We start from the raw sequence: 24,962 nt of genomic DNA, 5'->3' as shown, positions 1-24,962 counted from the left end.
TTAAACAAAAGGCCGATAACCTCGACCTTTTGCTATAATTCCAAATTTTATTATTGGTACACTCTTACATAGTCCACTTCCATAGTCCCCTGTGTAAAGGCAGTATCTATAGTTCCTCCAAAAGTTCCTCCCATGGCTACGTTAAGAATCATAAAGAAATCTTTATTGAAAGGCAGAGAACTACTGTTTGCTACGGTGTGAAACAATACATCGTCCACATAAATTTTAACTGATGCCGGACTCCATATCGCTTTGTAAACGTGAAATTCTGAAGAAGCATTTGTAATTGTTGTTGTATTTCCGTTTCCATTTCCTCCTGAATTTCCAGGATAGTGAAGGGTTCCATGAATTACATTGGGTTGGTTTCCTTTGTGTTCCATAATATCAATTTCACCGCAAGCAGGCCATGTATTGGTTGCATAATCTGAACCTAACATCCAGATGGCCGGCCATGTACCACCTCCTACAGGAAGTTTGGCTCTCACCTCAATTTTTCCGTAAGTGAATTTAAATTTACCTTCGGATTTTAAACGAGCAGAGGTATATGCTGAACCTGATTTTTTTGCGATGATTTTCAATGTACCTCCTGAAACAACAGCGTTATCAGTACTGTTAGTATAGGTTTGAACTTCACTGTTTCCCCAACCTCCAGCGCCTAAATCATAGGTCCACTTGGTTGCGTCAGGCGCTCCATCGGTACTGAATTCATCAGACCAAACCAAATTTGTATAATCTGTAGTAGGCGTATTTTGAGTAGGCTTGGTCGTTGTAAAGGTATGGTACCATGCCACGCCTGCATCGTTGCCTGCAATAGCTCTAACGACCATTCTATTAGCTGTGATGGACAAAATTTCATAGGAACTTTGACCAATATAGTACCCCATAAATCCACCACCTGAAATATTCATCACGGTCCCTCTAGTTTGAGTTGCCGCATTTGGATTGTTTAAAATTACCGACTCAGATGGACTCAAAGAAACAACTTTAGCTCCTGTAGTCGCATAACTCAAACAAGAGTCTTCAGAACCAGAACCACCACCCACACTTAAGAAAGCCGTATTGAAGAAGGTTTTTCCACCATTATCTAAGTTGAATTTTAACTGATCGCCCTCTAATGTAAAAGTCAATACATTGTCATACAAACAGCTACTACTAGCAGCTCCCCCTTTTTCAAAAGCAGCAGCTTGGTACCAAAAACCATAATAATTTTGATCCGCATTATTGTTGTTAGGCCCTACTCCCAAATGTCCTACTTCAGAAGCAGAGAAGTACCATTTTTTAGAACTACCACCTGTCAAAAGTGCGACTGCTTCGTCATCGCTAAAAGTACTTAAAACAGTTACATCTACTGTTGAATTAGTGGTGATTCCACCGGTACCTGAAGCGGCAACAGTTACTGTATAGGTGTTCACTCCAGTTTTTGTAAAACGTTTTTCAAAAACTCCATTTGGAGCATTTTCTGTCGTGCCATCATCAAAAATGAATTTATACGAAATGGCATTAGCAGCTTTTACCGAAAACTTTACTTTTCCTGAACCGTCTCCATTAGGATTTTCCGTTGTTTTCCCTATTATCTCGGACTGAATCACCAAATTAGAAGGAGCTGTCAAACTCCCAAAAGAATAATCATCTTTGGAGCAATTTACCATTAGTAGCACAGCAAAAATGGCAATTGTATTTATTACTATCTTTTTCATCATGTATCTTTTTAGTTGGATTGTTTTATATCGTCAAAATAGTAGGTAGTTCCTGTACCTGCTACATTAAAATCTGGGAACAAAATCACTCGGTCATAAGCATTGGCTGTATTAAAAGAAGCTGAACTTGTGAGATCAAATGTCATTACTTGCCAAGAATTAGCTACAGTAGTAGTTCCTTGAACTTCCACAAAAACAGTTGGGTTTCCATTACCGTCTTTTGGTGATGTGGACACCTCCATTTTGAATAATATAGTTGCACCTACCTTAGGAGACCAAACATTGACTTTTACCTTAGTTCCATTAGCAAAATTGACTTTGGAATCCAAATCTAAACTAGCGCCAGCCCACACTTGCGCACCCGCTGGTTTCTCTATTTTTACGACTTTATTGGAGAGGTTATTACCTGTTTTATCAGGATTAGTAACTACTGATGCTGGAATAGCACCAAAATCAGCTGCTCCAAACCCATTCCATTTGTATGTTAATACAGTGGATTCAAAATCAATTGGCATTTCGATTAAAGCAGTCGGTGTTTTATAAAAATAAATGTTATCAATAAAAACACTTCCTCCAGCCCAAGGAGTACCCACAAATTTTAATTGAAAAATATCGGCCACTGTTAATCCTTGACTCGTAAAAGCCGTGATAGGAATATCAATAGAAGTCCACTGGTTAGCTGTAAGGTTTTTGACAACTGGTTTTTCACCATTTGTTTTGCTAATAAGCGATGTCTCAATTTTTTCCAAATCGGCTGTCCACACATCCATGTGCAAATAATCCATTCCTGACACATCAATCGTTTTTCCATCAGCTAATGCAATTCCTTGGTAACTTAATTTGATATAATTTAGCATTTTGTAGCCATTCAAGTCAAATTCAGTCCAACCGCTTCCTTGCCCAGCTTGTCCCCAATCAGGGAAATAATTAGTCCCACTAACGTCTGCATATTTCGAACTATAAATAGAAATCACATCCGAAGTTTGTCTATTAGGAGGTGTTGGTGCCGAAGTAAACGGTTTGTTTACCGCTGTTACCGTAAAGACTTTTGTAAATTCTGTTGTTTTGATAGCAGCACTTTTAGACACTACTCTAATAGTATAGTCACCTGTATTTTGATACGTATAAGATACCGATTCTCCGTTATTGGCCACTACAGGTTCAGTTACGCCCGGTTCTCCAAAATAAACCTCATAAAACAACGCATACGTAGCTGTTGCTTTGACAGTTACTTTTTTTGAAACAGCCAAATCATTTTCAATAGTCACCACTAAATTTTCGGGTGCTTTAAACGTAACTTCAACTTTTTGAGTAACCTCAGTCGATTTTCCATTAATTGTTGTTCCAATGATTCGAGCATTATAAACTCCTTCTTTGTAGAGGTGATCCACCGTTCCTCCTGGACTCACATAAGCAGGTGTTTCAGTACCGTCTCCAAAATAAATTGTATATTGGGTTACTCCTTCTCCACGGGGTAAAAAAGTCACTTTTCCCGTATTGTCTTGTGTCACGGTAGTCAAAGCTGAAATACCGTCTGGAGCACCTAGAGCATCCAAATCGATTAAATCATTCTCAGTAGAACAACCAAGCGCTATCGATAGTGCTATAAAGCTTATTATCTGTTTTATATTTTTCATACGTTCTAATTTATTGTTAATGCCTATCTACCCTAAGGAAGATGTAATTCATTTCTAGTATTTAGGATTTTGGCTCCAGTTTCCGTTTGAAAATTGAATTTCTTCAATAGGAATAGGGAACAATTCGTTTTTACCTGCTGTAAAACCTGGTATTTCCTGAGCCGCCTTACCTGTACGAACTAAGTCAAAGAAACGATGTCCTTCTCCCACTAGCTCTACTCTTCTTTCAGCCCAAATAAAATCAGTTAATGCATCACCCGAAGCTGAAATATCATGATTTAAATCACCAAAAGCTCTACGGCGAACTTCATTCAAATAGCCTCTTGCTTTCCCATCATCGATTTTACCACGGTTGTAAGCCTCGGCCGCCATTAACAATACATCTGCATAACGAATGGCTCTATAGTTATTAGGATTTGTCAGATTCAAATCTCCCGCAGCGGTCGCACTACGTTTTCTTGGTATGTATTTGCGATTGTAATAGCCAGTGTGCTCGTATCCTTCACCATAAGTAGCTCCTGTTTTTTGAGCCCAATCTTTAATGTCTAAAATAGCAACGTCCTTACGTTTGTCTCCTACTTCAAAAGCATTAACCACTTTAGCAGTTGGTACATTGAAGCTAAATCCAGACGTAAATAAAGTTCCTGTATAGTTTCGAGGCCCATTAAAACCTACTGCAACATTTCCTTCGCTACATTGCAAACAACCAAAACCAGCACCTTCCACATCCGTATATTGAATCTCAAAAACAGATTCTGGACCATTTTCACCTTCTGCTTCGAAAAGGGCATTATAATCCGTTACTAATGAATATTTTGACAATCCTATCAAGGTTTCAAAAGTAGGTGCGGCTTTGTCAAACTTATTTTGATACAAATAGGCTTTCCCTAATAACGCTAATGCAGCACCTTTGGTAGCTCGGCCTGCTTGACTAGCAGTCGCGTTTAAGTTAGTTGACGCAAAAATTAAGTCATTCTCTATCGAAGTGTAAACATCCGTAATGGAAGAACGTGGAATGCTTTTTTCATCCCCAATTTTAAAACGAGCATCTCCTTTTAAAGGAACACCCCCAAACCATTTCACTAGTTCGAAATGGTAGTAAGCTCTTAGAAAACGTGCTTCTGCAATAATTTGGTTTTTGCCTTCAAAATCGGTTTTATTTTGGAATTCCAAAATATAATTGGCTCTGCTAACTCCGGCAAACATCCAGTTCCAAATGTCTCTTAAATTGCTATTAACGGGAGTATGAATCATATCGTCGATTTGCTGAAAACCGATAACATCTGTTTGACTTTCTCCGCCACACAAAGTATTATCCGAAGCTATTTCGCCCAAAAGAACATTCACATACGAAGATTGTAACGGGTCATAAGCTGCAATTAATGCATTTTCATAATCCGTTTTAGAATTAAAATAATTTTCGGAATCTATTGAGTAAACAGGGTCACGTTCAACAAATTCATCACTACATGAAACAGTCAACATCGAAACAAATGCTACTGAAATCATGGCTATATAGGTGTACTTTTTCATCTTAATTGGAATTAAAAATTAATATTTAGACCTAACAAATAGGTTCTAGGGATAGGGTAAAAACCGTAATCGATTCCACCTCCAATTGGAGCGCCATTAGAAGCGCCAGGGTCAAAACCTTTGTATTTCGTAAAAGTGTATAAATTATTAACCCCCGCATACATTCTTAGTTTTGTAATTTTGGCTTTTTGAGAAATTTTAGGATTCAAAGTATAGCCTAATTGGATGTTTTGGATTCTCAAGTACGAAGCGTCTTCTACAAAATAGTCAGAGAAAACATTATTAGCTGTAGCTCCAGTTGTTACTCTAGGCACAGTTGTACTAGTACCTTCACCAGTCCATCTGTCAAGAACATAGGTCAAACGATTGGCATCCGATAAGGTTCTTTCGTAGTTGCGCACCATATCATTTCCTACAGAAGCGAAAGTATATAATGCAAAATCTAGGTTTTTGTAATTTAACTGTAAATTGAATCCCATAGTTGCATTAGGAATTGGGTCGCCTATGTTAGTTCTATCATTGGAATCAATCACGCCATCTTCATTCACATCTACAAATCGAATATCACCAGGCGCTGCATTAGCTCCCAAGGCAATTTGAGATGGATGGGCATCGATTTCAGCTTGGTTTTGGAAAATACCATTAGTTTTATATCCGTAGAAATATCCTATTGGCAATCCAACTTCCATTCTTGAAGGTGCTGGCTGTCCTACCCCAAAAGCTCCCCCTTCAATAAATCCAGTACCATTATTAACCTCTAATACTTTATTTTTTAAGAATGTAACATTATACCCTAGACTCATATCAAAATCATCAGAGAATTTTGTTTTGTAATCAATTGAAAATTCAAGACCTGAGTTTCTCACCGTTCCAGCATTTACAGTTGGTGCAGAAGCGCCTGGAGCATAATTTCCGGTAATTCCTGAAACAGGAATACTAGGTATCAATAAATCTTTTCGAGTATCTATAAAATAATCGGCAACAATAGACACTTTGTTATTCCATAACTTCATATCCATACCTACGTCAAATTTTTGCGCTTCTTCCCATTTTAAATCAGGATTAGCAATTTGACCTGTAGCTGTACCATTAACCAGAGCACCATCAAACACATAGGTCGCTTCACCTGATAATAAACTTACATAACCGTTATTTGGAATTTGGTCATTTCCAAGTGTACCGTAACTCGCTCTTAATTTCAAGAAGTTGATTTTTTTATCCTCTCCAAAAAAACCTTCGTCAGACACTACCCAACCTCCAGTAAAGGAAGGGAAATACCCCACTTTGTTTCCAGGACCAAATTTGGTTGAAGCATCACGACGTAACATGGCTGATAAAAGGTATTTCCCCTTGTAATCGTATTGCATTCTTCCAAAATAAGAAAGACGTCTTTCGTCATAGCTGTACGAACTATTCGTTTTAGCATCTAATGTTCCAGTCGTTAAGGAGATATCCGCATAATCCCAAGAATTATTAGGTACATCATAGCCCGTAGCCGAAAGTCCAGTTCCCCACTCTTTGAAAATGGTATTTCCTAAAGTGAATACAAAATTATGATCCTCAGCAAATTTTTTGGAATAGGTAGCAAAAGCATCAAATGAATAGTTATTGTCATTCACAGTGCCTTGAGTTACAGAACTTCTGGTAACATCAAATACTTTTCCGCCATAACTAATTTGCTTTGCAAAGTCTCTAGACTTACTATTAGAGGTATTGAATCCCATAGTACTGGACAAAACCAAGCCGTCGATTACTTTGTATTCTAATCCAAAATTTCCATTTAATTTTTTAAAACTATAATCGTTATAAGTATTGGCGATTTGTGCTAATGGATTGATGATTTCAGTTCCTAATCCTGTTGTACTAGGTACTAAACTAAAATCACCACTAGTAGTATAAGGACTTAATGTAGAAGGCACGTTCAACGCATTGAACAATACCGACCCTAAGCCGTTTTCGTTTAATGTTTTACGATTAAAATAAGTATAAATAACATTGGTTTTAAGTTTCAAATTTTCAGAAACATCTGCATTCAATCCTATTCTAGCAGTATTTCTAAGAAAACCTGATTTGTCTTCTCCCACAATACCTTCTTGGTCCAAATGGGAACCACTGACAGCATACGTTATTTTATCCGAACCTCCAGAGATAGACAAATCATGATTAATAATAGGCACTCCTGTACGTAACACTTCATTTTGCCAATTAGTCCCTTTGCCTAATCCGCTTACATTTGTGTAGGGTAACGCTTTTCCACCATTAGCATAACTTTCATTTAAAAGCAAAGCATACTCGGTAGCATTCAATAGGTTTAATGATTTAGACGCTTCCTGAAAACCTGCATACGTATTGTACGAAATTCTAGATTTGGAATTTTTCTTTCCTGATTTGGTCGTTACCAATATCACTCCATTGGCACCAATAGTTCCATAAATGGCGGCTTGTGCATCTTTCAAAACGGTAACCGACTCAATATCATTAGGGTTTAACAATCCTAGTTCCCCTACATACCCATCAATAATGGTAGTAGGTCGGTTTTCCCCATTGGTAGCAATCCCGCGAATACGAATGTCCAATGCGGCCCCAGGCGAACCCGATTGCGTCGTTACATTCACACCTGAAACAGTACCTTGTAAAGCTTGTTCAATTTTGACTGGTTTTAATTTGTCTAATGTTTTGCTATCTACAACTGATACTGCTCCTGTTACTTCTCTTCGTTTTTGACTTCCATAACCAATAACTACAACTTCGTCCAATGTCTTCGCGTCTTCTTCAAGCGTAATGGTTATATTCATATTGGTTGTGGTAACTTTATATTCAAATGTTTTATATCCTACAAAAGAAAAAACGACGATGCTTCCTGATGGAATACTCTTTACAGAAAATTTTCCATCAAAATCAGATGCAACTCCTTTTGTAGTATTCTTAATTTGAATGTTTACTCCTGGTATCGATAGACCAGAACTTTTTTCTTTGACTACACCTCCAATATCATAGCTTTGAGAAAAGCCTACTGTTGAGAGAAATAGAAAAATCATTAATAGATAATTTGATTTCATATAGTTTGAGTTTTTTGTGAATTATAAAATTAGGTAGTCGTTTCTTTAAAATAGCAAAAATTGCCTTTACAAAAAACATACAACACAAAAAAAACCACGAAGTATTGAGAATAATTCAATAAAACAACGGTTTAACTAAGTCTTAACAAATACAAACAAGTCTTGAATTATATAAAAAACACCACAACATTTAGCGAATGTTGTGGTGTTGTATAGTTTTTTTGTCGAGAATGAAGCTACCTATACAGATAAAATATACTCCACTAGCCCCTGTTCATGCGCTAAATCCATTTTTTTACGCAAACGGTACCTTTTTATCTCTACACTTCGTACGGAAATATTCAGTAATGGAGCTATCTCTTTGGAAGAAAGATTGAGTCTCAAATAAGCACATAATTTCAAATCATTGGCCGTTAAGGAAGGATGAGCCTCTTTTATTTTTTTCAAAAAATCTTTATCTGTTTTATCAAATGCCTCTTGAAAAACACTCCAAGCATCATTCTTAGTTATGTTTTTATTAATCGTTGAAATAACGGATTTGATACTTCTACTGTCACTTGCTTCTGTTTTCTTCAAATCTTCTTGAATCAAAGCCAGTAATTCGTTTTTACTATTGAGACTCATTGTGGATGCCGCCAATTCCTTATTCATACTATCTACATCTTGGGAAAGTTGTTCATTTTTTAGGCGCATCAATTGCTGTTGGTTTTCTAACTCTTGAATTTCTAACAACAAATTGTTTTCTTCAATTAGTTTTTGTTCTTTTTTCAAATAATAACTGGTGTATTGGTTATGCATGAATCGAGAAAACAATAATAACAATACGAAATACATACAAATAGCTAGATTGGTTCCGTACCATGGTTTTTTTATCGTAAAGGAATACGTTACTATAGTATCGAGATTGGAATTGGCAAACTTTGCTTTTAATTTAAACACATACTCCCCTGATGGCAAATTTTTAAAATTCACATTAGATCTTGTATTCCAATTGCTCCAATCGTCTTGAAATCCTTCTAATATATATTGATACTCTGGATTGATGTATTTATTGTATTCAGGTACCGTAAAGCTAAAACTGATGTTGTTTTCATCGTGCGCAAAAATTCCTTCGGTTTGAATAGGATTACTTCGCGAGGATGCATTCAATCGATTCGTTGTAATGTTTGAAATAGAGACTTTATAATTTTTGAAAACCAAATCATCAATATTCATCGTATAATACCCATCTGTAGTACCAAAAAGGTAATCAGAATTAGCCAAATGCGTAATATTTTCATAGCCTAACATCGAATTGGTCAACGAAGCTGGAATAGGAATGCTATTTTGTTTCAGCTGATCACTTAATTTGGTTGCGGCATAATAACTGGTATAATTTTTAGAGAACAACCATATCTTGTGAGTTTCATCCACAATCATTTTACCTGACGTATATTCGTCTTTCTCAAAAACAGTACTCAACAAAGCATCCTTATGGAATTCTTTTGTTTTCGCATTTAATTTAAAAACCCCCTCTTTATAAGCGTAATAAATGGCATTATTAAACTTAACCAAACTGGCATTTTTTCCTTTCGTAGGATGCTTGTAGGTGGTAAACGTATTGATTTTAGCCAAGCGAGCATCTGTTGCTAATCGAAACACGCCCTTATATTCATGGCTCACATAGATTTCAAAAGCATCCGTTATCTCAAAATATTTGGACGAATAATCGAATCCTTCGAGCTTATTTCTAAAATACCATTGACCTCCTCGCCTTTCCAAAACAGAGATTCCATAATAATTCCCTTGAAGCAAGATGTCTTTTTGACCTGGAACGGTGTTCAATTTCCAAGTCCCTGATTGTGAAAAAATGGATTGGATACTTCCATTTTGAACCACATAAGTTCCTCTATCATGTCCGCAAAATAAAGTCCCATCGTAAGCAAATAAAGTCCAAACCTGACCTTTGGTACCTGAAACAAATTTAAAATCCTCGTTGCTACGGTATTTTTTATAAAACAATCCTTGATTAGTCCCTACATATAACCAACCATCATGAAGTTTTGAGGTATAAATGGTACCCAAAATACCTGAGTCGTCCACATAACTTTGTATAGGTGATTGCAAATTGATGCAATTAATACCGTTGTCCAATCCTATCCATAGGTTTTTTTCAGCATCTTCAAACAAAGACAAAGCAGTGTTGTTACTCAAACCTTTGCTTTGGGAAATATGATAATTTAACTTTCCTTCTTTAGTTAAAATAAAAATTCCATTAGAGACTGTTCCTATCGCTATACCTCCATTAGTAAGTTTTTCACAACTATAAATACTACTAGATTCAAGTGCCTTATCTGCTTCTGTACTGAATTTAGTGATTTGATTACCTGATAATTGATAAAACCCATTGGACTCAGTAACGACTAATAGTCCATTTTCATTGGAAAAAACATTTACAATTCGGTTATTTTTAAACACTGGATGACTCGATTTTAAGGTGCTTTTGCCAGCTTCAATTTCGTACAATCCTTCATTGTAAACTTGATAATACAACCCATTGGTTGTTTTAAAAGCCTTAATAATAGTAGCACTTGGTGCAATAATCCTAAATTTTCCAGTTTTGGTATCAAACACATAAATACGATCCAATGATTGAAAAATTACCCAATGGTCGTAATGTAAAATATTCCAAAATTGTTCGTCGTCACGAATGTATTTTTTAATGGATGCACTGAGCGATTGGTACTTCAATTTCCCATCATTCATGTGTTTCCAAAAACCAAATTCCATATAACTCCCTGTATAGATTTTATCCCCTATCACCTTAACAGAACGAATAATCGTTTCATTTGGGGAAGGATACAGTTGCCAACTCGAACCATTGAACTCTAATAATCCCTCGTTATTAGCAAATAAGATGAATTGCTGTGAATCTTGACTTATCATCCAATTTTGATTGCCTGCACCATAAGTAGTTGGAGCATATTTTACAATGGGAGGCAACTCTTGTGCAAAAAGAGTGATGGAGAATAAAAAGGATAAAAGGGCAATTTTTGTTTTCAATGTTGGTTTCGTTTTGATTTAGGTAAATTTAAAATTAAAAAAGAATTCAGTCCTAAAAAATAGCGTTATAATAACTATACAAGAATAAAATCTAAAAAAAACATTTTATCAAGTCCAAAAACGAAAGTTATTCTTAAAATTTAGGAATCGTTTACCTTCCATTCTCTCTCTAAAATTGCTTACTTTTGTGCAAATTTCCATTAACTATGCAAGTTGACCTTTCTACATTAGACCCAAAGAAAAACATTATTATCAAAGGTGCTCAAGTACACAACCTTAAAAATGTGGATGTGGCTATTCCACGAAATCAATTGGTGGTGATTACTGGTCTATCAGGCTCTGGAAAATCGAGTTTGGCCTTTGATACTTTGTATGCCGAAGGACAACGACGCTATGTAGAAAGTTTGTCCTCTTATGCCCGACAATTCTTAGGCCGTTTAGACAAACCTAAAGTGGAATACATCAAAGGAATCGCTCCTGCTATTGCTATTGAACAAAAAGTAAACACTACTAATGCACGCTCTACTGTAGGAACCTCAACCGAAATTTACGATTATATCAAATTATTATTTGCTCGTATTGGCCGGACCTACTCTCCTGTTTCAGGACAAGAAGTGAAAAAAAACACCGTAACAGACGTTATCAATGATGTTAAAGCCCTAGAAATAGGTAGTAGATGGTTACTCCTTGCTCCTATTCATTTAGAAGATGGAAGAAAATTGGAAGACAAGCTCAAAGTCTTACTCCAACAAGGTTTTGCCCGAATATTGGTAAATGACCAAATGGTTCGTATTGACGAAATTGACCAACACTCATTAGACAATCAAGATGTAACCCTTATCATTGACCGAATTGTGGTGAAAGACGATGAGGAATTCTATAACCGACTAGCGGATGCGGTACAAACTGCTTTTTATGAAGGAAAAGGCATTTGCTATCTGCAAGAAGTAAAAACAAATAAACGCTTCGATTATTCCAATAATTTTGAATTGGATGGGATTTCTTTTTTAGAACCTAATGTGCATTTGTTCAGTTTTAATAATCCTTACGGAGCTTGTCCAGTATGTGAAGGCTACGGAAATATTATTGGTATCGACGCTGAACTAGTGATACCTAACACCTCTTTATCTGTATATGAAAGCGCTATTTTCCCATGGAGAGGCGAAAGTATGAGTTGGTACAAAGATGAATTAATCAAACACGCTTATAAATTTGATTTTCCGATACACAAACCCTACTTCGAACTGACAGAAGCTCAAAAAGAATTGATTTGGACAGGGAATAGTTATTTTCAAGGACTCAACGATTTTTTTAAAGAATTAGAAGAAAAAAATTACAAGATTCAAAACCGTGTCATGTTATCCCGTTACCGAGGTAAAACAAAATGCCATGCGTGTAAAGGAAAACGACTACGAGATGAAGCCAATTATGTGAAAATTAACGGCAAAACCGTTTCGGAATTAGTTGATTTACCTATTCAGCATCTGGTTGATTTTTTCAAAAACCTGGAATTAAATAAATACGAACAGCAAATCGCCAAACGATTGTTGATTGAAATTAATAACCGACTCTCTTTCCTGACGCAAGTGGGATTGAGCTACTTAACATTAAACCGAAACTCGGCATCCCTATCAGGTGGAGAATCCCAACGCATTAACTTAGCCACTTCATTAGGAAGTAGCTTAGTGGGCTCCATGTACATTTTAGACGAGCCAAGTATTGGGTTACATCCCAAAGATTCGGAGCGATTAATCCAAGTTTTATTGTCCTTACGTGATTTAGGAAATACAGTCATTGTAGTTGAACACGATGAAGACATCATGAAAGCAGCCGATATGATTATAGATATTGGTCCTGAAGCGGGAACTTTTGGTGGAAATCTAGTGGCACAAGGCACTTACAATGAAATTTTAAAATCTACTTCACTTACAGCAAAATATTTGAACGGCGATTTGAGTATTGCAATCCCTCAAAAACGACGTTCTTTTAAAAATTATATCGAAATAATTGGGGCTCGTGAAAACAATCTGAAAAACATCAACGTCAAATTCCCACTTGACGTACTAACTGTCATCACAGGAGTTTCGGGAAGTGGAAAAAGTACTTTGGTTAAGAAAATCCTTTTTCCAGCGATGCAAAAAAAACTGGATAATGCTGGTGAAAAAGCAGGTCAATTTAGCGAACTAAAAGGTTCTTTTGCTCATATCCGACACATTGAATATGTCGATCAAAATCCCATAGGTCGTAGCTCGCGTTCTAATCCGGTTACTTATATCAAAGCTTATGATGATATTAGGGATTTGTATGCCAAAGAAAAGTTATCCAAATTAAGAGGGTATTTGCCTAAACATTTTTCTTTTAATGTAGATGCAGGTCGTTGTGAAACCTGTAGTGGTGAAGGAACTATCAATGTAGAAATGGTTTTTATGGCCGATGTGCAATTGCCTTGCGAAACTTGTGGAGGCAAACGTTTCAAGAAAGACATTCTGGAAGTCCAATTTGAAGGCAAAAATATCCATGATGTATTGACCATGACAATAGACGATGCCGTTGCTTTTTTTGAAAAAAACAAACAAACTAAAATCACCCAAAAACTGAAACCTTTACAAGATGTAGGTTTGGGCTATGTACAATTAGGGCAGTCCTCCTCTACTCTTTCTGGGGGTGAAGCACAGCGTATCAAGTTGGCTTCTTTCTTGGTCAAAGGAGCTACTAAGGAGAAAGCACTTTTCGTATTTGATGAACCAACCACTGGATTGCATTTCCACGACATCAAAAAACTAATGGCTTCCTTTGATGCTTTGATTGAAAAAGGACATTCCATTTTAGTGATTGAACACAATCTCGATTTGATAAAATGTGCCGATTGGATTATTGATCTAGGACCTGAAGGCGGTGAAAATGGCGGACAACTCTTGGCCGAAGGAACACCCGAAGAAATTATCAAAAACAAAAAGTCAGTTACTGCGAAGTATTTGAAAGAGAAATTAAACTAAAAAGCATGAACTACAAAGCGGTAATCTTTGACTTAGACGGAACTTTAATGAATTCACTAAAGGATATAGGAGACGCAGCTAACAAGGTATTAGCTAACAATAACTTTTCTGCACATAGTAATTAAGCTTACATTTTTTTTGTAGGTAGTGGACTTCGAACAACGATAGCAAGAGCCTTACCACAAGAGGTGAATTCTAAAGAAGAAATTGATCATTATTATCACGAAATGATGCTTGTTTATAATCAAGTTCGTAAATAAAAAATCAGTGTATGCACAGTTTTACAATCGGGAACGAAAACCGATTAAAACTAATTACTCTAGTCTAAACTGAAAACCAATTTTATTTCCTTATTTTTATAGTTTATCAGTTAATTTAAAGTACTAGTAAAATTAGTTACAAACATTTTTTGAGAAATAATAACATTAAATGCATAAACAATGAGTAACCTTAAAAAAGAAGATATCAGTCAAGAAGTTTTTGACTTATATGATGATTATGCCCACAATAAAATAGGCCGAAGACAATTTGTAGAAAAACTTTCTGTATATGCCATAGGAAGTGTGACAGTAGGAGCACTTTTAAGCTTTATGACTCCTAACTATATCGATACTATTTTAGTCCCAAAAGACGACCCAAGATTAGAATCTGATTATATCACTTACAACTCCCCTAAAGGAGGCGGACAAATAAAAGGTTTGCTTTCAATTCCTAAAAAAAACAAAGGAAAACTACCCGGAATTATTGTTGTTCACGAAAACAGAGGACTGAACCCTTATATTGAAGATGTCAATCGCCGAGCTGCTTTAGAAGGATTTATCAGTCTTGCACCAGATGCACTTTCACCACTTGGAGGATATCCTGGTAATGATGATGATGGTAGAGAATTGCAAAAAAAACGTGACAAAAACGAAATGCTCGAAGACTTTATAGCTGCTTTTCATTATTTACAATCACATCCTCAATGCAACGGAAAAATAGGTGTTGTGGGGTTTTGCTTTGGTGGTTGGATTTCAAATATGATGGCGGTAAAACTCCCTGGTTTAGGAGCAGCAGTTCCTTTTTATGGTGGACAACCCACAGATGAAGAAGCTGCTTTAATCAAAGCACCATTATTAATTCATTATGCCGAGTTGGATACACGTGTTAATGAAGGTTGGACAAAATATGAGAAGGTGTTAAAAGCTAACAACATCAAACACACCGCTTATATTTATCCCAAAGTGAATCATGGATTTCATAACAACACTACGCCACGTTATGACGAGCAGGCAGCCACATTGGCTTGGATGAGAACTATTGACTTTTTTAAAGAAAATTTAAAATAGTGAATCCCGTTTATACGGTGTACATCGATTACTTTTTAATTCTCTTTACTAGTCCATTTATAACCTCGTTAATCTCTGGTGAGATAGCAAATTTATAATTTAGATACAAGTATACGAGGGTAACAAGTATTGATTTTAAGACAATTCCCACTAAAGGATAAACAGGGAAATCCCAGAAATAAAAGGCCAAAAACACAACAAAGGTGAGCAAAAGCGACCATATATTTTGTTTCGTGAAAGGATACAAATGCATCCTTTTGACTACAAAAAGCAACTTTGCCAAACTATATAGGGTGATAGATAGTAACGTAGCAAAAGCCGAACCTATAATTCCGTAACGAGGTATAAAAAACATGTTTAATCCAATTGTCAAGAAAACCAATAGCAACCCCAAAAACAATACCGTTCGATAGTATTTGGAATTAAAGATAATCGCATTGTTATTTCCTAAAATCAAATCAAAATATTTAGAGAGACCAATCATAAATACAACCACAATACCCCCGCTGTATTCTTTTGGGACCAACTCATACATCTGATTGATATTGACAAAAATACACAACATCACAAATCCACCTACAACTTGAAGATTGATGGACGTTTTTTTATACAAATCATTCAATTCATCATGTTTATCTTCATGCATCAACTTGGCTGTAATAGGATAAACAATTTGATGCATCGCACGACTAGGAACGGAAATAACCAAAGCAATATATGTCGCTACCGAATAGTAAGCGATATTATCAATCAGCATGTATTGATTCAACATAATTTTGTCTCCGTCTAAAAGCAAATTGGCCACACTCCCTGACAAAATAATGTAAAAGGTATATTCTAAAATTTCTTTTACATTTTGAGGAATTGTAAACTGAAAATTAGGCTGTTTAATTCGGAAGGCATACCACATCGTTACAATCAAAGCAAGAAAATAGATGCCGGCTGTAACATATACAAAATCCACTACCGTAATCCATTTATAATAAACGCCTATTAGAGCCAAAAGTGAAAAAATTCGTAACCCCACTTCTTTAATAAAGTTCCCAAAAACCGAATGCATGTGTACTCTGGCCCAAGCATAAAAAATTTCAAAATACGCCATGCACAGCCCAATAAACGGAATCAACCAAATGAATTCTCTAACAACAGGGTTTTTCTTAGAAACAAAATAGATAATGTCATCATAATACAACAAGCCTAAAAGTCCCAAAGGGACACACAATACGAGTGGAAATAATACGGTAAACGATAAAAACCGTTCTCTTTCTTCCTCAGTGTTGTATTGGGTATAATATTTTACCAAGGTATTTTGCATTCCAATCGCAAACAAAGGCATAATTACATTAGCCGCCGATAGAATATAATTTGCAACCGCATAATAAGTTGCCCCAAGAAAAACAGGATACAAATACAAGGTATTGATAGCTCCCACTCCAAACCCTAAGTAAGTAATGATGGTATTTTTTAATGACTGATTTAAAACGATTCCCATTAATGTAGTTAGAGATTATGAGTTAGTGGCCAGAAGAGTTGCCAATTCCTTAGTCAAATTCTTTCTAGAATATTTTTGTAAACCTATTCCGTGTGATTGTAATTTTCCTTCCAAAAAGTGATTGTAATAAAACTGAATTTGTTTTTTTAATCTTTCTTTTTCATCATAAGTAAAAAATACTCCCGTATTGGTTCCCGTTATAATTTCTGCAAAATCAGAATCTCTTGGACCTATTGCCATAATTGGACGATTGGATACCATATATTCAAATAATTTCCCTGGAATAATACTTTTGGTGTCTTGAGAATCAATTTCGATAAGCAACAATACCTGAGATTTTTTTTGATGAGCAATCGCTTCCTCATGTGAAACATAACCCAATTTATTCACAAATACATCTAACCCAAATTGTGAAATGGTTTCTAGAACTTCCTGACTCACTGCACCAAGTAACTTGATTTCGAGATATTTCTTAAAATCAGGGATTTCCGTGGTTAACTCTTTCAAACTTTCCCACAAAATCTTGGGATTTCTTTCGGATAAAAAAGAACCTATATGCGCCAAACTAAAGGACGTATCCAACATTTGATTTCCAACAGGCTCTACATCATATCCATTAGTAATTACTGCTATGGGCTTCGAAGTCAATTGCTGAAATTCGGTTTTAGTGGTTTTACTAGTAACTATAATGGTATCGGCTGAATTCAGTACTTGTTTCTCTAACTTTTTGTGTTTTTGAGCTGCAAATCGAGACAAGCGAAGTGATTTATGGTAACCAATGGTTGTCCAAGGGTCACGAAAATCAGCAAACCACTTAACACCTAACTTTTGCTTCAATTCCATCCCAATAAGATGTAAACTATGAGGAGGACCCGAAGTAATTATCGTCTCAATTTGATGTTCCTGAATGTATTTTTCTAAAAACGAAACCGATGGTTTGACCCAAAAAACACGAGCATCTGGAATAAAAATATTTCCTCGAATCCAGAGAAAAACTTTATCCAGAGTGGTTTGCTTCTTTTTATTGGGAATAATCCCAGAACTGATTTTCTTTGTTTTATTTTTTGAAAAAAAAGAAGCCAGTTGGTAGGGTTCAAAAATAGGATTTTTAAGAATGATGGCTTTAGGGGAAACATCAACTGCTAACTTTTCATCCACAATAGGATAAGTAGGATTTTCAGGAACATACACAATAGGTTGTACCCCAAAATCAGGCAAATATTTTACAAATTTTAACCATCGTTGCACACCTGGACCTCCAGCTGGTGGCCAATAATAAGTAACAATAAGAACTTTTTTTAGTTCACTATACTTATTATTTTTATCAAAAGAAAGATTTTCCATTTTATTCAACCCCTTCTTTGGTTGTCAACTTTCTCTTTCTTTCAAAATAGATTCCTCCAATAATGAGTAACAAAATACAGCCATAACTGATTAAGGTGATGGTGCTACCTGTTTTAATCACCTGAGGTTCAAACTTGAATTCGATGGTGTGTTTACCTGGAGGAACCATCATGGCTCTTAGGACATAATTTACTGGAAAATGGTCTGTCAATTCCCCATCTATATAGGCATTCCATCCTTTTTCATAATAAATTTCAGAGAAAACCGCCAACCCTTCCTGTTTGGTTTCGGCTGTATATTTTAAATAATTAGGTTTATAAACATTTAATTGGATGGTTCCTGTAGTATCCAAATTCTTTTTCAAACGCGCATTTCTAAACTTATGCCCGTATTTTTGAATATTAAAAACCCCCACAATTTTGGTGTTGTATTTCTCTAAAGCACGCATTTCGTCATTAGCTTTATTTACCAATTTTACATCGTGAACAAACCATGCATTTCCATTTGCATTTGGATTAATTGTCGGGAATTCGTTTCCTTCTTTATCAGTTTGAATAATATATTTTACATTCAACATATTCAACACTTCCATATTGCTTTTAGCAATTTGGTAGTCAAATAGCTGCTGAACTCGTCTAGGTTTAGCGGCGTGATAACCTCCAATCGACTTATGAAAATAAGATGCTCTAGCACTTGAAAAATTACCATTTACTTCAAAAACTCTATAATGTGAAGTATCTTTCAAAATTTGTGCGTCCGAAGGTGTTTCTTGAAACGGAACTGCTACTTCGCGACCGCTAATAAAATCTTTGGCGTCAACATATCTTTTGTCCACAAAAAACAAATCGGATATCATAAACAATCCTACCAAAATCAGAGCGGTATTTTGAGACAGTTTATTTTTGATAAAAAACCACAAAATAGCCGAAACAACGGCAATAAAGAAACCTGTGCGCAATAAATCAGCACTATACATGCTCATTCTATCTGATTTCAATGCATCTACAAAATCGGGACCGTAGGATTCCATAAAGTAAGTGTCACTAGCACCCGAGAAATGAAACATCCCTTTACATAGAAACAAGAGGATAACAATTCCTAAGGAAACAGCAGCACTTTTAAGTAATCCTTGTTGTTGTTGTTCTTTTTGACTATTAAAAAAAGATTGTAACCCCATAATAGCCAAGACTGGAAAGCATAACTCCAGAATTACTTGTATCGAGGATACCGCTCTAAATTTATTATACATAGGAACGTTGTCAATAAAAAAATCAGTCAAAACAGGGAAATTTTTTCCCCATGACAACACTAGAGCCACTATAGCCCCAGAAAGAAAAACATATTTAATTTTTCGTTCGTCAATGAAAAGTGCTAAAACGGCCAAGAAGAAAACGACTGCACCAATATAGGCAGGAGCCGCCACGATAGGTTGATCCCCCCAGTAGGTAGGCATACCAGAAACAAAATCAGCAGCTTGATTCGCAGGCACCCCCTTTGAAAGCATAAAATCATACATTTTGCTATCAGTACCCACGTTTTCATTATTAGATCCACCAAAAAGTCTTGGAACAATTAAGTTAAAACTTTCTGTCAATCCATAACTATATTCCGTTATATATTCTTTGGTTAAAGCACTAGAACCGGTTGTTTTTGAACCATCAGGATTGTAAGTCAACTCGCTTTTTCCTCGTGTACTAAAATTTGCATACTCCGCTGTGGCTAATAAATTAGTAGCATTAGCCCCAACTCCCAAAATTCCAGCAACTAACAATACACCAAAAGATTGAAACAAGGGTTTAAATTCTTTGTTTTTTATAGCTATATAAACAAAGAAAATAGAGAGAATAAGTAAAAAAATGAGTAAGTAATAGGTCATTTGGAAGTGATTGGCATTTATTTCTAACGCCGTTGCAAACAATGTGAGCAACCCACCTATTTTATATTTTTGTTGGTAAACCAAAATAACCCCAGCAACAACCAAAGGCATATACCCTATAGCATGCGCTTTAGCATTATGCCCCACTCCCAAAATGATAATCAGATAGGTACTAAAACCAAAGGCTATTGCGCCTAAAAAAGCTTTTAAAGTGTCTATTTTAAAAACCAACAACAACCCATAAAAACCTAGAAAATATAAAAACAAATAATCTGCTGGACGAGGCAAAAACCGAATCATGTCATCCAACGCCCCAATATAATCATGAGGATACTTAGCTCCTAATTGATACGTAGGCATTCCGCCAAAAGCGGCATCGGTCCAATAAGGTTCTTGATGTTCTAAAGCTCTAAAATCGTTTTGCTCTTTTGCCATACCCGTAAATTGGGCAATATCAGACTGAAAAATTTGTTTGCCTTGTAAAACAGGATAAAAGTAAAAAAGTGAAACAAGGACAAAACCTAAAACGGCAAGAGCATGAGGGTAAAACTTTTGTATAACTTTCAATTTTGAGCGATTTATAGAGGGTTAAATAAGGAACTTAAGGAGCAAATTTAATCTATTTCTTCATAATCTACATAATCCCCTACTTTTTTAGTGGACTTAGGATTTCCTGAAGTAGGTGGTTTGTAATAAATATCTCCTGCTGAGGAGGTTTTATTCCATGAGTTATCCTTAGTTTGTTGTTGTTGCTGAAAATTAGAACCTGCTTTTTCTACCGCTTTTTTCAATAATATTGGCAAAAATATTCGAGCCAAAAATTTAAAAATGTAGTAAAAGGCCATTATATACAATAGGGTTTTAAAAAAACCTATAAATGAAGCTGTTTCCATAAATCAAATATTTTTCCACAAAATTAACAAATCCTAGACTTAAAAATAAACTCTGGTTCTTAAATAAATAATAAAATATAGTACATTTGGGAAACCCAATTCTTGTAAATCCTAAAAACAACAACCATGCGCTATAGTCAATTTGCAATTATAATTGTTTTATTTTTGGTTCCCTTTGTACATTTTGGACAACATACTGACGAGATTAACTCCAACAGACCTGGCGAAACCATGTCGGCATTCGCTGTAGGAAAATCCGTTTTTCAAGTAGAAACTGGTATTTATGGTATCCAAGAAAATCACAGTTTACTTCATTATGACGCAAATGGTTTTGGTCTTGATGCAACTTTACGATATGGTGCTTTTCATGAAAAACTAGAATTTGTAGCTGATTTACAATACCAATACCAATTGGTTACGGATCACAATATTCAATACAACAAATCTGCTTTGAAACAAACCGTCTTGGGAGCTAAATTTTTATTTTACGACCCATTCAAAGGCTATAAAAAAGAAATTAATGTTTACAGTTGGAAAGCTAATCGTCGTTTTGACTGGCACCAATTGATTCCTGCTGTTTCCCTCTTTGCTGGGGCAAATTTTACTTTTTCTGACAATCCCTATTATTTTTCTAATGAGGCCGCCATTACGCCAAAAGTGATGTTGATTACCCAAAATCATTTTGGTGACGGGAGATGGGTTTTAGTTTCAAATATCATTGCCGATTACATCATGTCTGATTTCCCTAGTTATGGTTATGTACTCACTTTGACCCGTGGTTTTAATGCAAAATGGTCGGGATTCATCGAAAACCAAGGATACAAAAGCGATTTTTACAGCGATTCTATTTTGAGAGGAGGAGCTGCTTATCTAATTAATAAAAGTTTACAAATTGATGCTTCCATCAGTTCTAGTTTAAAAACCACTCCATCTATTTTATATGGTGGCATTGGATTTTCATGGCGTTACGATGCTAATTACAAAGATGTTATAATGAAATCAAATGATGGCGATTCTAAAAAAGCAGTACGAAAAGCAAAAAAAATTAAAAAAGGATAAGGAAGGTATTTGAGGCTAGAAGTTAGAAATAAGAGGTAAAGAAAGAGAACCTCCTTTTTACAATTAAAACCTTAAACATTAAACACAAACAACAAACCCCTAAACAATTAATGATTACAATCAAGGAAGCAAAGACGAAAAAAGAATTAACAGATTACATCAAATTCCCTTTTGCCTTATATAAAAACAATCCCTATTGGGTTCCTCCCATTATTGCAGATGAATTAGAAACATTTGATAAGACTAAGAATCCTGCATTTGAAAATGCCGAAGCCTATTTTTATTTAGCCTACAAAAACAATGAAATTGTAGGTCGTATTGCTGCCATTGTAAACTGGCAGGAAGTTAATACCCAACAAAAAAAGAAAGTCCGTTTTGGATGGTTTGATGTCATTGACGACATCAACGTCACTAAAGCTTTATTGGAAAAAGTCTATGAATTAGGTCGAAAAAATGCATTAGAATATGTAGAAGGACCAATGGGTTTTTCAAATTTAGACAAAGTAGGAGTTCTTACCGAAGGTTTTAACGAATTAGGAACAATGGTTACATGGTACAATCATCCGTATTACGCACAGCACTTTGAAACATTGGGCTATGAAACCGAAAAAGAATATATAGAAAGTAAATTTCCCTTTAGTAATGTTCGTCCTGAGCATTTTGAGAAAGCACAAGAAGTAATTAAAAAAAGATACCAACTCACTGCTTTAAACTTTAAAAAAACCGAAGAGGTTATGCCTTATGTGGATAAAATGTTTGATTTATTCAATACCTCATACGCCAATTTATCTTCCTTTGTAGCTGTTTCAGATGTTCAAAAAGAATATTTTAAGAAAAAATACCTCAACTTCATCAATCCCGAATACATAAAATTTGTGGTGGATAAAGACGGGAACTTAGTAGCCTTTGCCATTGTAATGCCTAGTTTTTCCGAAGCCTTACAAAAAGCAAAAGGAAAATTGTTCCCTTTTGGGTTTTATCATTTGTTGAAAGCACGAAAACACAGTAAAGACGTCGCTTTTTATCTTATCGGGGTACATCCAGAATATCAAAAAAAAGGGGTTCACGCAGTTATTTTCAATGAATACTACACCACTTTTAAAGAAAAAGGCATTGAAAATTGCATTCGTACTCCCGAACTAGCGGACAATCATGCCATCCATGCCATTTGGAAAAATTTTGACCCCAAAATTACCTGTCGTAGAAAAACTTTTAAAAAGAATTTAGAACAATACATCTTTAATCCACGAATTACTTCCTAACCACCAGAACAACCAGGGACTATTAGGGCTTTAATTCGTGGTTACTCTGTTATCGACAATAGCTTGGTAACATTTTTTAGCTTTGGTTTGCATGGGAGTATCTACTGTTGCAGGCGCAATCACAGATTCATTTTTGGTATTCTTACAAGAGGAAAAAAATGCAATGATAACCAATGTACAACTTACCACTATAAGAACGACATTACAAAACAATTTGACCACTTTCATTTCTTTTTAGATTTACAGTTATTACGGTCACAAAGTTATCTACTAACAAAAAAATCCATTCATATAATGAATGGATTTTGTTATATAATTCCCATTAGGAACACCTAATAGTCTTATCATTTTGTAACTTAAAATCTAGTTATGATACATCAACTGTTGTTTGCTCAGCAATTTGTTTGTAAGTACCGTTAACCAATTTTTCTCTAATAGCCTCAAAAGCAATTAAAGTTTCATCTATATCCGCTAATGTATGAGAAGCTGTTGGAATCATACGCAACAAGATAATCCCTTTTGGAATAACTGGATATACAACAATCGATAAGAAAATACCATAATTCTCTCTCAAATCGTTTACCATTACCATGGCCTCAGGAATACTACCTTCAAGATATACAGGCGTAATACAAGTATTGGTGTCTCCAATATTAAAGCCTTTTTCTTTCAATCCGTTTTGTAATGCGTTCACATTTTCCCAAAGCTTATCTTTAATCTCAGAAGATTTTCTAAGCAACTCCAATCGTTTCAAAGAACCGATGGTTTGAATCATTGGCAACGCTTTAGCAAACATTTGAGAACGCAAATTGTATTTTAAATAATCAATTACATCTTTATCAGCTGCCACAAAAGCCCCAATATTAGCCATTGATTTGGCAAAAGTTGAGAAATACACATCTATTCCGTCTTGACAACCTTGCTCCTCACCAGCTCCTGCACCTGTTTTTCCAAGTGTACCAAAACCATGTGCATCATCTACTAATAAACGGAAATTGTATTTTTCTTTCATAGCTACAATTTCTTTCAACTTTCCTTGCTGTCCACGCATACCAAAAACCCCCTCTGTGATAAAAAGGATTCCTCCTCCTGTTTCTTGAGCCATTTTGGTGGCACGTTGCAAGTTTTTCTCCATACTCTCAAGGTCGTTGTGCTTATAGGTAAAACGTTTCCCCATGTGCAAACGAACACCATCAATGATACAAGCATGCGAATCTACATCATATACAATGATATCGTTTTTGGTTACCAAAGCATCAATGATAGACACCATTCCTTGGTACCCAAAATTCAATAAATAAGCCGACTCTTTCATTACAAATTCAGCTAATTCTTTTTCCAGTTGTTCGTGATAGGTAGTGTGTCCACTCATCATACGAGCTCCCATTGGGTAAGCTGCACCAAATTGGATTGCGGCATCCGTATCTGCTTGACGCACCTCAGGATGATTCGCTAACCCTAAATAATCATTCAAACTCCAGTTCAAAATATCTTTTCCTCCAAACTTCATTCGAGGACCTAATTCTCCTTCCAATTTTGGAAACACATAATATCCTTCTGCTTGCGATGCCCATTTTCCTAATGGTCCTTTATTGTTCTGAATTCTTTCGAATAAATCTTTTACCATACTATCGAGATGTAATAACATTAATTTTAACAGTTTGCAAAAATAAATATTTATATTTTACAACCGTCCATTAAGCTCATTTATTTTAAAAATCCTTCCCTCTAAAAGCCTATATTT

At 35.5% G+C, this 24,962-nt stretch carries 16 protein-coding genes; 5 read left to right on the top strand and 11 right to left on the bottom strand.

The genetic code is table 11. The annotated features are described in order from the left end of the window. Nucleotides 1–50: 50 nt before the first annotated feature. From K5R64_RS16805 to K5R64_RS16785, 5 genes are all read right to left on the bottom strand, one after another. Nucleotides 51–1,697, bottom strand: a complete 1,647-nt coding sequence (locus K5R64_RS16805; protein ID WP_255580412.1) for a family 16 glycosylhydrolase — start codon at nucleotides 1,695–1,697, stop codon at nucleotides 51–53. A gap of 11 nt (nucleotides 1,698–1,708) precedes the next feature. Continuing rightward, nucleotides 1,709–3,334 carry a hypothetical protein gene (locus tag K5R64_RS16800; protein ID WP_220765085.1) on the bottom strand — a complete coding sequence of 542 codons (1,626 nt, stop codon included), beginning with the start codon at nucleotides 3,332–3,334 and terminating at the stop codon, nucleotides 1,709–1,711. Between the two features lie 54 nt (nucleotides 3,335–3,388). Continuing rightward, complete coding sequence (locus K5R64_RS16795) at nucleotides 3,389–4,867, bottom strand: RagB/SusD family nutrient uptake outer membrane protein (protein WP_220765083.1); 1,479 nt, start codon at nucleotides 4,865–4,867, stop codon at nucleotides 3,389–3,391. Between the two features lie 11 nt (nucleotides 4,868–4,878). Further along, entirely contained in the window at nucleotides 4,879–7,926 is a 3,048-nt protein-coding gene (locus K5R64_RS16790) for a TonB-dependent receptor (protein WP_220765080.1), read from the bottom strand. A gap of 240 nt (nucleotides 7,927–8,166) precedes the next feature. Then, nucleotides 8,167–10,968, bottom strand: coding sequence for a triple tyrosine motif-containing protein (locus K5R64_RS16785; protein WP_305038842.1), 2,802 nt, complete (start codon nucleotides 10,966–10,968; stop codon nucleotides 8,167–8,169). A 206-nt stretch (nucleotides 10,969–11,174) separates the two neighbouring features. On the opposite strand from K5R64_RS16785, the gene uvrA reads away from it, so the two are divergent. The 3 genes from uvrA to K5R64_RS16770 all read left to right on the top strand — a co-directional run bounded on the left by uvrA (nucleotide 11,175) and on the right by K5R64_RS16770 (nucleotide 15,292). After that, the gene (gene uvrA / locus K5R64_RS16780) at nucleotides 11,175–13,964 is read left to right on the top strand and encodes an excinuclease ABC subunit UvrA (RefSeq protein WP_220765078.1); all 2,790 of its coding nucleotides are present in this window, start codon (nucleotides 11,175–11,177) and stop codon (nucleotides 13,962–13,964) included. Between the two features lie 5 nt (nucleotides 13,965–13,969). Continuing rightward, nucleotides 13,970–14,089: an HAD hydrolase-like protein gene (locus K5R64_RS17325; RefSeq protein ID WP_220765076.1), complete on the top strand. Its 120-nt coding sequence runs from the start codon at nucleotides 13,970–13,972 to the stop codon at nucleotides 14,087–14,089. A 315-nt stretch (nucleotides 14,090–14,404) separates the two neighbouring features. Further along, nucleotides 14,405–15,292: a dienelactone hydrolase family protein gene (locus K5R64_RS16770; RefSeq protein WP_220765075.1), complete on the top strand. Its 888-nt coding sequence runs from the start codon at nucleotides 14,405–14,407 to the stop codon at nucleotides 15,290–15,292. Nucleotides 15,293–15,320: 28 nt separating this feature from the next. Here the strand turns inward: K5R64_RS16770 and K5R64_RS16765 are convergent, their stop codons facing one another. From K5R64_RS16765 to K5R64_RS16750, 4 genes are read right to left on the bottom strand one after another with little or no spacing between them, the layout of a single operon-like run. Then, on the bottom strand, nucleotides 15,321–16,784 hold the full coding sequence (locus tag K5R64_RS16765) for a lipopolysaccharide biosynthesis protein (protein WP_220765073.1): 1,464 nt from the start codon (nucleotides 16,782–16,784) through the stop codon (nucleotides 15,321–15,323). Nucleotides 16,785–16,799: 15 nt separating this feature from the next. Further along, nucleotides 16,800–18,128, bottom strand: a complete 1,329-nt coding sequence (locus K5R64_RS16760) for a glycosyltransferase family 4 protein (protein ID WP_220765071.1) — start codon at nucleotides 18,126–18,128, stop codon at nucleotides 16,800–16,802. 1 nt (nucleotide 18,129) lies between these two features. Continuing rightward, entirely contained in the window at nucleotides 18,130–20,571 is a 2,442-nt protein-coding gene (locus tag K5R64_RS16755) for a YfhO family protein (RefSeq protein WP_220765070.1), read from the bottom strand. A gap of 47 nt (nucleotides 20,572–20,618) precedes the next feature. Continuing rightward, nucleotides 20,619–20,897, bottom strand: a complete 279-nt coding sequence (locus tag K5R64_RS16750) for a DUF4834 family protein (RefSeq protein WP_220765069.1) — start codon at nucleotides 20,895–20,897, stop codon at nucleotides 20,619–20,621. A 126-nt stretch (nucleotides 20,898–21,023) separates the two neighbouring features. On the opposite strand from K5R64_RS16750, the gene K5R64_RS16745 reads away from it, so the two are divergent. Further along, the gene (locus tag K5R64_RS16745) at nucleotides 21,024–21,956 is read left to right on the top strand and encodes a transporter (protein ID WP_220765068.1); all 933 of its coding nucleotides are present in this window, start codon (nucleotides 21,024–21,026) and stop codon (nucleotides 21,954–21,956) included. Between the two features lie 110 nt (nucleotides 21,957–22,066). Continuing rightward, nucleotides 22,067–23,218 carry a GTP cyclohydrolase gene (locus K5R64_RS16740; RefSeq protein ID WP_220765067.1) on the top strand — a complete coding sequence of 384 codons (1,152 nt, stop codon included), beginning with the start codon at nucleotides 22,067–22,069 and terminating at the stop codon, nucleotides 23,216–23,218. Nucleotides 23,219–23,248: 30 nt separating this feature from the next. Here K5R64_RS16740 and K5R64_RS16735 read toward each other — a convergent pair whose 3' ends face one another. Next, nucleotides 23,249–23,446 carry a hypothetical protein gene (locus K5R64_RS16735; protein WP_220765066.1) on the bottom strand — a complete coding sequence of 66 codons (198 nt, stop codon included), beginning with the start codon at nucleotides 23,444–23,446 and terminating at the stop codon, nucleotides 23,249–23,251. Nucleotides 23,447–23,585: 139 nt separating this feature from the next. After that, nucleotides 23,586–24,845, bottom strand: a complete 1,260-nt coding sequence (locus tag K5R64_RS16730) for a pyridoxal phosphate-dependent aminotransferase family protein (protein WP_220765165.1) — start codon at nucleotides 24,843–24,845, stop codon at nucleotides 23,586–23,588. Nucleotides 24,846–24,962 lie beyond the last annotated feature (117 nt).

Source organism: Flavobacterium sp. UMI-01 (genome assembly GCF_019656315.1).
Taxonomy (GTDB): Bacteria; Bacteroidota; Bacteroidia; order Flavobacteriales; family Flavobacteriaceae; genus Flavobacterium.
Note: the sequence above shows the minus strand (reverse complement) of the source record. Positions and strands in the feature narration are given on the sequence as shown.